General features: G+C 66.4%; 8 protein-coding genes. All 8 read right to left on the bottom strand.

Annotated features, from left to right (window positions below; all coding sequences use genetic code 11):
- Nucleotides 1-4 precede the first annotated feature (4 nt).
- Complete coding sequence (locus tag ACK4IU_RS00355) at nucleotides 5-943, bottom strand: ABC transporter permease (RefSeq protein ID WP_409730535.1); 939 nt, start codon at nucleotides 941-943, stop codon at nucleotides 5-7.
- On the bottom strand, nucleotides 940-1,974 hold the full coding sequence (locus ACK4IU_RS00350) for an ABC transporter permease (RefSeq protein ID WP_409730533.1): 1,035 nt from the start codon (nucleotides 1,972-1,974) through the stop codon (nucleotides 940-942). Before ACK4IU_RS00350 ends, ACK4IU_RS00355 begins: the two co-directional genes overlap by 4 nt.
- Nucleotides 1,971-3,479, bottom strand: a complete 1,509-nt coding sequence (locus ACK4IU_RS00345) for a sugar ABC transporter ATP-binding protein (RefSeq protein ID WP_409730531.1) — start codon at nucleotides 3,477-3,479, stop codon at nucleotides 1,971-1,973. Before ACK4IU_RS00345 ends, ACK4IU_RS00350 begins: the two co-directional genes overlap by 4 nt.
- A 58-nt stretch (nucleotides 3,480-3,537) precedes the next feature.
- Nucleotides 3,538-4,668, bottom strand: a complete 1,131-nt coding sequence (locus ACK4IU_RS00340; protein WP_409730529.1) for a sugar ABC transporter substrate-binding protein — start codon at nucleotides 4,666-4,668, stop codon at nucleotides 3,538-3,540.
- An 88-nt stretch (nucleotides 4,669-4,756) separates the two neighbouring features.
- Nucleotides 4,757-5,482: a FadR/GntR family transcriptional regulator gene (locus ACK4IU_RS00335; protein ID WP_409730527.1), complete on the bottom strand. Its 726-nt coding sequence runs from the start codon at nucleotides 5,480-5,482 to the stop codon at nucleotides 4,757-4,759.
- Between the two features lie 408 nt (nucleotides 5,483-5,890).
- Nucleotides 5,891-7,345 (bottom strand): serine/threonine-protein kinase, encoded by a 1,455-nt coding sequence (locus tag ACK4IU_RS00330; RefSeq protein WP_409730526.1) that lies wholly within the window; start codon nucleotides 7,343-7,345, stop codon nucleotides 5,891-5,893.
- A 256-nt stretch (nucleotides 7,346-7,601) separates the two neighbouring features.
- The gene (locus tag ACK4IU_RS00325) at nucleotides 7,602-8,162 is read right to left on the bottom strand and encodes a hypothetical protein (protein ID WP_409730524.1); all 561 of its coding nucleotides are present in this window, start codon (nucleotides 8,160-8,162) and stop codon (nucleotides 7,602-7,604) included.
- A 65-nt stretch (nucleotides 8,163-8,227) separates the two neighbouring features.
- Nucleotides 8,228-11,212 (bottom strand): DNA translocase FtsK 4TM domain-containing protein, encoded by a 2,985-nt coding sequence (locus ACK4IU_RS00320; protein WP_409730522.1) that lies wholly within the window; start codon nucleotides 11,210-11,212, stop codon nucleotides 8,228-8,230.
- Between the last annotated feature and the right edge of the window lie 11 nt (nucleotides 11,213-11,223).

Genomic DNA, 11,223 nt, shown 5'->3' with positions numbered 1-11,223 from the left:
CCAGTCATCCGGTTTCGCGGTCGCCCCGGCCATAGATCAGCAGCATGACGATGATGACCACGCCATAGATGATCTGTCGCAAGGCCTCGGGCATCTGCATTATCGACAAGACGGAATTCAAGAGCACGATCAGGATCACCCCGATCAGGGTGCCGACATAGCGCCCGGACCCGCCCAGCACATTGGTCCCGCCCAGCACCACGGCGGCGATGGCGGGCAGGAGGTAGGCGTTGCCCATCCCCTGATAGGCCTTGGCCGAATAGCCGGCGAGGAGGACCCCGGCGAGCGCCGCACACAGCGACGAGGCGACGAAGGCCCCGATGATGACCGGCCGGATGCGGATGCCCGACAGATAGGCCGCCCGCTCGCGCGTGCCGATGGCGTAAAGCGCCCGGCCGAATGTGGTCCGGGCCAGGAGGAAGGCGATCAGGATCGACACGGCCGCCCAGACATAAAGCGCCAGCGGGATGCCGAGGAGCCGGTCCTTGGCCAGGGCCAGCATCAGGGGCGTCGCCTGATCCTGCGGGGCAAAGCCCCCGGTCTGGGCGACCGTGATGCCGCGCAGCACGGTGTCCATCCCCAGGGTGAAGATCATCGAGGGCACGCGCAGCACCGCCGTCCCCGCCCCGTTGACCAGCCCGACCGCCAGCCCGAAGGCCAGCGCCGCCGGAATGGCCCAGGGCCCGCCGACCGCCGTCGCGATCATCGCCGCGCCGGTCAGCGTGGCCGGGATCGACAGGTCGATGTGGCCGGTCAGGATCACCAGCATCAGCCCCGCCGCGCAGATGCCCAGGAACGACCCGATCTGCAGCTGTTGCAACAGGTATGTCGGCTGCAACAGCGGCATCGTGCCCGAGGTGCTCAGCGTGTAGCCCGTGCCGATCAGAAGGATCACCAGCGTGAACCCGGCGGCGATGACCAGCGGCTTGTCCTCGGTCTTCATCGGAACAGCTCCAGCCGGTTCTTCACCGCGAAGGTCCGCCAGGCTCCGGCGCTGACGGCGAGAAGCAGGACCACCCCCTCGATCAGCGGCTGGAGCAGGGGTTCGATGTCCAGGATGCGGAAGTAGAACGAGATCACCCGCAGGATCAGCGCGCCCACGATGGACGCGATGGCCCCTCCGATCCCGCCCGCCAGCGCCGTGCCGCCCAGCACCACGGCGGCGATGGAGTTCAGCGTATAGGCCCCCGCCTGCACCGTGTCGGCATTGCCGGTCGAGGTCTGCAAGGCGAGGTAAAGCCCCGCGCAGGCCGAGAAGAACCCGGCCATCGTGAAGGCCGCCAGCTTCGCCCGGTTGATCGGCAGGCCCGAGACATAGGCCGCGCCCTCGGCCGACCCGATGGCATAGACTGTGCGGCCCGTGACCGTGCGCTTGAACGGCAGCCAGACCAGCGCCGCAACCCCGAACAGCAGGATCAGCGGCACGGGGATGCCGGCGAAGGGCCGGATCCACCAGGCCTCGCCGCCGCCCGCGATGCCGTAGGTGTCGGCCAGGTCCCAGACCGTGTTGGTCATCGCCCAGCTGAGGTCGCCGTCCACATTGCCCCCCGGCTGCGGCCGCAGAATGAGAGCGAGGCCGATCGCGATGGCGCCCGTCGCCAGCGTTGCGATGATCGGTTGCAGGCGGCCATGGACCACGATCAGCCCGTTCACCAGGCCGAAGGCGGTTCCCGTGGCCAGCACGGCAAGGATGCCCATGGAAATCTCCAGCCCCGATCCGGTCAGGAGATAGGACGCCACGCAGGCCGACAGCGTCATCACCGCGCCGACCGACAGGTCGAGGCCGCGCATCAGCACCGGCACGGTCTGGGCCATGGCGACGAAGGCAATGGCAACGGCCTCGTTGGCGTTCTGCACGAAGACCGCGCTGGAAAAGCCGCGAGGGTGCAGAAGGTTGTAGGTGACGAACAGCGCCGCGAACAGCGCCAGCGCCCCGGAAAAGGCCCGGTTCTGCGTGATCAGCCGGCCGATCACGCCGCCGTCCCGATGTTCAGCGAGGCGCCGACGATGGCCTCTTCGCTGATCGCCTCGCCTTCCAGTTCCCGCACCACCCGGCCGTCATAGAGGACCAGCACCCGGTCGGCACAGCCGATCAGCTCGGCATAGTCCGAGGAATAGAACAGGATCGATTTCCCCCCGTCGGCCAGGTCGCGCATCATGCGGAAGATCTCCTGCTTGGTGCCCACGTCGATCCCCCGCGTCGGATCGTTCATCAGAATGATGTCGGGGTCGGTCATCAGCCACTTGGCGATGACCACCTTCTGCTGGTTCCCGCCCGACAGCGTGCGCACCGGGTCGGACGGGTGGCCCACCTTGATCTGCAACCGGGCTATCCCCTCCTGCACCGCCGCCTCCAGCCGCGCGGGGTCGATCACGCCCGACCGGGTGATCCGCTCGAACCCTGCCGTCACCAGATTGTCGGCGATCGACAGGGGCAGCATCAGCCCCTCGGTCTTGCGGTCCTCGGGGATCAGCGCGACGCGCGGTTGGCCACCCTTTGCCGTAATGGGAGATGACGGCAGGCCGCGCCCGCCCAGGTCCACCCGGCCGCGCACGCCCTTCAGCACGCCGAACAGCGCCAAGAGCAGCTCCTTCTGCCCTTGCCCGTCAAGACCGCCGACGCCGAGGATCTCGCCTTTACCCAGCGTCAGCGACACGCCCTTCAGCGCGTCTTCCCACTCCAGCCCCTCCACCTTCAGCACCGGAGGTCGCGCCACGGGCGCGGGCTTCGGCGGATATTTCGCGATCACGTCGCGCCCGATCATCAGGCGCACGATCTCTGCATCCGTGCGTTCGCCCTTGGCGAAGGTCTCGATATGGCGGCCGTTGCGGAAGACCGACAGCCGGTCGCACAGGGCCTCGACCTCGTTCATGCGGTGGCTGATGAACAGCACCGTCACCCCCTCGGCCTTCAGCCGGCCCAGAAGGTCATAGACCGTCTGCACATCCTCGGCGGTCAGTGCCGAGGTCGCCTCGTCCAGGATCAGCACCCGGGGATCGCGCCCCAGCGCCTTGGCGATTTCCACCATCTGCCGGCGCGACAGCGACAGGTCCCGGACCAGTGTCCGGGGGTCCACATCCTCGCATCTTACCCGGGCCAGCAGCTCCTCGGCCCGCCGCAGCTGTGCCCTGCGGTCGATCAGCCCCATCCGGCGCGGCGGTGCGGCGATACAGATGTTGTCGGCCACCGAAAGGTCGGGGATCAGAGACAGTTCCTGGAACATGCAGACCACGCCTTGCGCCGTCGCCGCCGAGGGCGAGGCAAAGCGGACCGGCTGCCCGTCAAGCCGCATCTCGCCCGCATCGGGCTGGACGACGCCCGAGATGATCTTGATCAGCGTGGATTTCCCGGCGCCGTTCTCGCCGAGGATCGCGTGGACCGATCCGCGATGCGCGGCAAAGTCCACGGCCTCCAGCGCGCGGATCCCGGCATAGGATTTCGAAATCCCGCGAAGGGCGATGATCGGCGTGTCGCTCATGGCAAATCCCGGCAGAACGGGGCGGCCCCCACAGGGAGCACGGGGACCGCCCCCACCTTCAGTTCACGTCGCTCTCGTCCTTGGCCATGATGGCCGGGCCCGAGATGTTCACGCCGCAGGGCGGGAACTCGTTGACCGTGAAGAAGTTGTCCGGCAGGTCGGACCAGAAGTTCTTGCCGTCCTCCAGGTTGGTGTAGTCGGCTACCGGCAGCGGGACCGAGATCAGCTGCGGCATCGGGTTGCCCTCCAGCGCCGAGATGGCGGCCTTCATGGCAATGGCGACCAGGCCGGGCGACTGGCCGATGGAAATGCCCTTGAGCCCCGCGTCACGATATTCGGCGATGGCCTTGCGGAACCCGTTCTCGGATTCGCCCGCGATCGGCACCCAGGGATGGCCTGCATCCTTCAGCGCCTGCACCACCCCGTTCGAGCCGCCCTGCGCCACCACAGCAACGAACTGGCCATGCACGGCGATGGCGTCGGCCACCACCTTCTGCGTGGTCCCGTCATCCCAGTTTCCGACGACCGAGATCATCTCCCAGTTGCCGCCGTCTGCGGCAAAGACCTCGTTGATCCCCTGCGAACGGTCGCGGTCCACCGAGTTGCCGGGCAGGCCGCGCACCTCCAGCACCTTGCCGCCGGTGACACCGGCCGCCTTCAGCTCCTTCAGGACGAATTCGGCCCAGGTCCGGCCCATGGCCAGCTGGTCCTCGTTCACCTGCATGACCGCGTCGGTATCCAGGACGTTGTCGAAGGGCACCAGCACCACGTTGTTCTTGTCGGCCAGCCGGATCACCCGGTCGAACCCGTCGGGCGCCACTGCAATCGTGACGATGGCGTCATAGCCCTGGTTGATGAAATCCTCGATGGCCCCCAGCTGTGCGGGCGCATCAGTGCCGGTCGAGACCACCTTGAACTCGGCGATCTTGTCCTTGATGGCCGGATCCTCGGCGTAGGCCTTGGCGGTCTTGATCATCTGGATCCGCCAGGTGTTGCCGACGAAACCGTTGACGATGGCGATCTTGTAGGGGCCTTCCTTCGCGGGCCATTGCATGTATTTCGTGTCCGCCGACCAGGGCGCGAAGCATTCCGGCTCGGCACCGGGGCCCGAGACGATCTCGGGTCCTGCCCAGGCGGCAGTCGACAGCAGCGATGTCAGCAAGGCGACGGCTGCAAGCTTGTGTTTCATGATATCCTCCCAGATCATTGCACGTCAGTGACTTTGGGGCTTCGCCCTTCTGGTGTTGCTTGGCCCGGTTTCGGGCATCCCGGTTTGGTTACCCGTCCTCGAAGGTCCAAAGGCCGGCCCGCAGATGCGTGCGCATCAGGTACTTGAAGGCCAGCGCGTCGCGCCGTTCGGCCGCGTCAAGGATCGCCTCGTGTTCTCGGAAGGTCTCGCCCTCGATCGTGCGCCGGGTCTTGCCGCGCTGCATGATCCGCAGGATCACGGGGGTCATGATCCGGTAGATGTCGAGGATCGACTTGTTGCCGATGATCGACACCAGCCTGGTGTGAAAGCGCAGGTCGTGCTCGGATGCCTCGATCACGCTTTTCGCTCGCACCATCTCGCGGTTGATCTCGCGCAGATCCGACAGGTCGGATGGCTGGATGGCCGCGAAGATCTGGATGACCGATCCGGTCTCGATAAGTTCGCGAAAGCCCTGGATGTCGTCAAAGGTCTGGCGCGAGATCTCCGTCACGTTGAACGAGAACAGGTCGAAGGCCCGGTTCATCCGCTGATCGACGATGGTCGCGCCCACCTTGGGCCGTACTTCGACCAGACCGAAGGCCTTCAGCATCCGCATCGCCTCGCGCACGGTGTTGCGGCTTGAGGCGAAGCGTTCGCACAACTCGCGCTCGGTGGGCAGCTTGTCGCCGACCTTCAGCCCGCCATCGACGATCATCTGCCGGATCTGCGCCAGAACCGCATCGACCGCCGACCCGCTGGCCCGGGCAATCTCGTCGGCGGCACTGGGGAAGGAGGTCTCGCGATCCGGGATCATTGGGACGACTCATTTGTTGGACCAGAGATCATCTTCTCCGGCATATCGTGTCAACCGGATTCCTTCGGCTGGACAAAGTCATGCCATCTGGAAGGACAAATGCACGATGCGTTGGCCAGCGTGATGTGCCGAGAAAGCCGATTTCCCGGAAGCCGGACGACAGGTTCCGCTGTCTGCCGGCCATACCCCTTGACCGATTACCGTCCATGGCCAGCGGAACCATGCCGCTGCTTTCCGGCCGGGCACGCATCCGGTGAAGTGGGGTCTTGCCAGGTCCATGCGGCCCGGTAAACGCCAATGGCCTCTCCATGCCGACCCCCCGGCCGAATGGAGCATCCCATCGCCTGCATGGAGGAAAAACCGGCACCGCCCAGGGCAGCGGCGGCAAGGTCGGGAGAGGTCGGTCGTCTAAAGCCGGATGGCCTGGGCGACGCGGCGCACCTGCATGCGGGCGAGGGCCGGATTGGCCTCTTCCCGGTCAAGGGTCGCGCAGACATAAACATGCGGCGACTTGTCCAGCGGGCGCACCAGGTGCAACTTGTCCATGCGAGTGATCTGGATGTCCTCGACCGCGTCGCCCGGATCGAGCGCCTGCAAAGCCTGCAGATTGGCCCGGGCAGCCGCCACAAGGGCAAGCGCCGTAGCGTCCGACTCCGTGGTCCCGGCCTCGCTGGTCATGACCGATCCCGTCAGCCCGTCGATCAGCCAGCCGCCACGGAAGCCGCTGATCCGGCGCAGACCGGACAGATCGACAGCGGCGACCCGCGTCGTCGGGCGCCGCGGTCGCAACGGGATCGGTGCGCGCAGCGGGATGGGTTCAGCGGCAACCAGAGAAGTCGGGGCCGTCGCCACCGGAGAGATCGCGGTGGCCTGAGCGGCCACCGTAACGGGCGCAGGTACCACCCGGCGCACCAGCACCACCTTGCGGTCGGCCCTGGTTTCGGGCTGGGGCAGGGCCTTCAGCCAGTCGGCAGCCGACTGGAAGCGCGCCGCCGGCATCACCGCCATGGCCTTGTCGATTGCCTCCAGGAAACCTGCCGGATAACCCGCGAAGTTGCCGGCCAGCGGCTTGCAGGGGTCGCCCCGCTTTTCCGCCAGCGCCGACAGCCTGGCCTGGCAGTTCACCGGGGCCACACCGGAAATGGCGTGATAGAGCGATGCCGCCAGCGCATAGATGTCGCTCCACGGCCCGCTGTTGCCGCCCGCGGTATACAGCTCATGCGGCGAATAGCCGTCCTTCACCACGGTCAGGCCCGAGTATTTCTGCACCGCACCCGCCGCCGTGCGCCGTGATGCGCCGAAATCGATCAGCACCGGCTCTCCCGCCGGGGTAACGAAGATGTTGTCCGGCGCGATGTCGCAATGCAGCAGCTGGTTGTCGTGGATATAGGCCACGGCCGCGGCCAGCTTTCCGGCCATCCGAACAATCAGCGCAGACGTCAGGTCTGCGCGCTTTTCCTCGATGGTCTCCAGAAGGTCATGACCCCGGATGTAATCCAGAACCATGTAGGCGGTATCATTTTCCTCGAAAACCTGGTGCACGCCGACGATGTTGGGGTGCCGCAGCCGGGCGAGGCTCTGCGCCTCATGCAGGAAGCTGCGGACCAGCTTCGACAGATGCTCGCGCGAGCCCATCGACCGCGCCCGGACGCGGGTCTGCGCCCGGCGGCAGAAGGTCGAGGAAAAGCACTCCTTGATCACCACCTCGCGGCCCAGGCTGTCCTGGGCCAGGTAGGTGATGCCGAACCCGCCCGAGTTGATGAAGCGGGTGATCCGGTAGGCGCCATGGAACAAGGTCGTGCCGGGCAGAAGCTCGTCGCCCAGATCGGTCCGTGCAAGGAGGTCGGAAGTATCGAGTGCCATGATGCGAAGCCAAGCCCCTTCCCCAAAAGACGCTTCAGGCGATGCCAGGCCAGTGCAACGATTCCCTGGCGAGACGTCTGCCTCGATTACAACCAGAAGTTGTGTCTCGATTCGGGCGCGATTGAGGCTGCTTTATGGCGAAAACGCCGCAATGCTTAAGATCCCGGCCGGGGCGGCCGGGATTCGACACTTTGCGCTGTACTCCGAAGCAGATCGCCGACCGTTTCCCCCGACCTCTTGATCCGATGTCTGCGACCTAGGGGGGAGTTACGAACGCCTCCTCGTCCAAAGACACGTAAAGCCAGCCGATCCCGCGCGCGAGAGCATGGTCGCGGCACGCCGCAACAGAGGCTGTCCGCATTCGTTCCTGCGGCAGAGGTGCCACATCGACGACAAGCATCACCCCGCAAAGGGCATCGCGCGGTCGGCCGGTCTCGGTCAGCTGTGCATCCAGCTTGTCGATGTCCCGGACGATCTCCCCGTGACCAAGCCTGCCATTCGCGCGTTCCGATGCCTTGATCTCGATCGCCATCGCCATGGTTTCGAGAGTTCTGGCGTGGTTTCTGCGCCGCCAGTCTCCCTCAACCTCCGGACGAAACAGCACGACATCAGGGATCGGCTCAAAGCCGCCCCGAAAGGATTCGTGCTTGCAAAGGTCCATCGCCTTGAACAACGGGGTGACGGGGGACGGTATCCACTGCTTCACGTTCATGCCGATCTGCCTGCGCGGAACGCCCGCAAGTCGAAGGCAATGATAGACGACTGCCTGATAGTGCAACTCTCCCCCGAGCACCGCGCGGCATTCGTCGACGATCAAGGGCCAGGCAAGACGCAGAGCCTTCGCGGCGTCAGAGGCGGTTGCGAGGGCAAGCCCCCCTTCGCTCACCGTTCTTCCACCAGGATCTCGCGCTTGCCGACGTGATTTGCGCGGGTGACGATGCCCTGCTCTTCCATCTGCTCGACCAGACGCGCGGCCTTGTTGTAGCCGATGCCCAGTTTCCGCTGGATGTAGCTGGTGGAACACTTCCGGTCCCGCGCCACGATCGCCACGGCCTGATCGTAGAGCGCATCGTCCGAGGCCTCGCCCGAGCCGAGGCCCAGCACCATGTCGATGTCGCCCGCGACCTCGTCCTCCGGCCCCTCGACCACGCCCGACATGTAGACCGGCGGACCGAAGCTCTTCAGGTGGTTGACGATCTCTTCCACTTCCTCGTCCGACACGAACGGCCCGTGGATCCGGGTGATCTTCGCGCCGTTGCCCATGTAGAGCATGTCGCCGGCGCCCAGCAGCTGCTCGGCCCCCTGTTCGCCGAGGATGGTCCGCGAGTCGATCTTCGAGGTGACCTGGAAGGAAATCCGCGTCGGGAAGTTCGCCTTGATCGTGCCGGTGATGACATCGACCGAGGGCCGCTGCGTCGCCATGATCAGGTGGATGCCCGAGGCCCGCGCCATCTGGGCCAGCCGCTGGATGCAGGCCTCGATCTCCTTGCCCGCCACCATCATCAGGTCGGCCATCTCGTCCACGATGACGACGATGTAGGGGAAGGGCTGCGGCGCGAATTCCTCGGTCTCGAACACCGGATCGCCGGTTTCCTCGTCGAACCCGGTCTGGATCGTGCGCTTGAACATCTCGCCCTTGGCCAGCGCCTCGCGCACGCGGCCGTTGTAGCCCTCGATGTTGCGGACGCCCATCTTGGACATCTTGCGATACCGCTCCTCCATCTCGCCCACAACCCATTTCAGGGCGACGACCGCCTTCTTCGGGTCGGTCACGACGGGAGAGAGGAGATGCGGGATGCCGTCATAGACCGACAGTTCCAGCATCTTCGGGTCGATCATGATCAGCCGGCATTCCTCGGGCGTCAGCTTGTAGAGAAGGCTGAGGATCATCGTGTTGATCGCGACCGACTTGCCCGACCCCGTGGTCCCCGCGATCAGGAGGTGCGGCATCTTGGCGAGGTTGGCCACGACGGGTTCCCCGCCGATATCCTTGCCCAAGGCCAGCGGCAGCCGCATCTGGCTGTCGCCGAAATCACGCGCCGACAGGATCTCGCGCAGCACCACCTTCTCGCGGTGGGCGTTCGGCAGTTCGATGCCGATGACCGACCGCCCCGGCACGGTCGAGACGCGGGCCGACAAGGCCGACATCGACCGCGCGATGTCATCGGCCAGACCGATCACGCGGCTGGCCTTCAGGCCGGGCGCCGGTTCCAGTTCGTACATGGTGACCACCGGGCCGGGGCGTACGGCCACGATCTCGCCCTTCACGCCATAGTCGTCCAGCACGGATTCCAGCATCCGCGCGTTCTCTTCCAGCGCCTCGTCGGACAGCTGGTTTCGCTGGATCGTCACCGGGGCCGACAACAGGCTCAGCGGCGGCAGTTCATAGGTCTGCGCATGGTCATCGAAGCGCAAGGCCGGCTGGCTTTCCGCCATCGCCTGCCGCGAAGGCGCGGGCTTCTTCACCGCATGCTGCACCACGGCCTTGCGATCATGCGCCGGGGCCATGAAGCGCGACTGGGGCAGTTCGGGCTCCAGCGTGTCGAGGCCCGCGTCGTCCAGATCGTTCCGGTCGTCCCAGCCGGCATCCTCGGCGAAGACATTGGCCGGCAGTTCCTCCTCCGCCTCGGCCTCCGGCTGCCAGCCGCGCTCGGGCGCCGTGACCGGCGGGACGGCGCGGGGCAGGGGGCGGGTGTCGGCCATCAGGACGGCAGGCCCCTTCGGGCGCATCACCGGCGGCTCGACCCGGGCGGCGGTCGGAAGAGGCGGCGGCGCCACCGGGAAATCGGGCGTGCGCAGCACGCGGTTGCGGATCACGTCGGAAATCCGCGCCTTGATGCGGTCCTCGGTCGGCATCGAGGGATCCCAGGAATGCTCGTATTCGATCAGCTCCGGCTCGGGCTCCGGCTGGTGCTTGCGGCGCAGGCGGTCCAGCAGGCCAAGCTTCTCCTTCGCGGGTGCCATTTCCGCCTCGGGTGCCGGATGCCGGGCCTCGCCGCGCAGCGCGGCCGGCATCGCCCGGCCATGGCTTGCCCGCAGCGGCTCGGGCGTCATCTCGGCGGCAACTCCCCCCGTTACCGGCGGCACCACGCGGCGCGAGACGGGGGCGTCGCGGCCCATGGCGACAGGCGGCTCGAAGCTCCGCGTGGTCGTCGCGCTTGCCGACCGCGCCCGGGCCCGATCCTGCAGGGCGACCGCGCCGGTCAAGGCGCTGCGCGCCCCCGCGCCAAGCGCCTGGCGCAGTGCCGAATAGCCCAGGATCGACCCCACCAGCAGGAACCGCTGGATCGCGCGCAGCTCCTCCATGTCGAAGCCGGTGACGAACAGCATCATCGCGACCAGCCCTGCAAAGGTCATCAGCGACAGAAGCTTCAGTCCGAAGCCCGCCGTCCCCGGAATGATCCCCAGAAGCGACCCCGTCACCGTGTCGCCGAACAGTCCGCCCAGGCCAAAGGTATGCGTCCAGCCATCCCCCGGTAGCAGGGTCGCGCAATGCACCGCCGCGAAGGCCACCGCGATCACCGCAAAGACCACCCGACCGATCGCCCTCTCTCCGCCGCGATGGATCATGAACCGCACGCCCCAGGCGCCGAAGATCAGCGGGATCGTCCAGGCACCCTTGCCGATCAGGATGATCAGCGTCGAGGCCAGCGCCGCGCCGAACCGCCCGAAGATGTTCCGCGCCGGCTCATCGGTCGCCACCATCCAGCCCGGATCCTCGGGCGTATAGCTCCACAACATCAGCGTGAAGGCGAAGGCCACAAGGCAGAGAACCAGCCCCAGAAGCTCGCGCCCCCGGCGTTCCAGCATTGCCTGCGTGCCCTGGTCCAGAAGCGGATCGCGCTGCCGTGCCTGATAGGATGCCATTCGTCCCTCAC

Origin of the sequence: Tabrizicola flagellatus (genome assembly GCF_046295235.1) — a bacterium.
Lineage (GTDB): Bacteria > Pseudomonadota > Alphaproteobacteria > Rhodobacterales > Rhodobacteraceae > Tabrizicola > Tabrizicola flagellata_A.
The sequence above is the reverse complement of the archived record's forward strand: the minus strand, read 5'-3'. Positions and strand labels throughout refer to the sequence as shown.

Excerpts from the sequence above, each read along its gene's own strand:
- ACK4IU_RS00355 (WP_409730535.1), bottom strand. The coding sequence starts at position 943 with ATGAAGACCGAGGACAAGCCGCTGGTCATCGCCGCCGGGTTCACGCTG.
- ACK4IU_RS00345 (WP_409730531.1), bottom strand. The coding sequence starts at position 3,479 with ATGAGCGACACGCCGATCATCGCCCTTCGCGGGATTTCGAAATCCTAT.
- ACK4IU_RS00340 (WP_409730529.1), bottom strand. The coding sequence starts at position 4,668 with ATGAAACACAAGCTTGCAGCCGTCGCCTTGCTGACATCGCTGCTGTCG.
- ACK4IU_RS00335 (WP_409730527.1), bottom strand. The coding sequence starts at position 5,482 with ATGATCCCGGATCGCGAGACCTCCTTCCCCAGTGCCGCCGACGAGATT.
- ACK4IU_RS00330 (WP_409730526.1), bottom strand. The coding sequence starts at position 7,345 with ATGGCACTCGATACTTCCGACCTCCTTGCACGGACCGATCTGGGCGAC.
- ACK4IU_RS00320 (WP_409730522.1), bottom strand. The coding sequence starts at position 11,212 with ATGGCATCCTATCAGGCACGGCAGCGCGATCCGCTTCTGGACCAGGGC.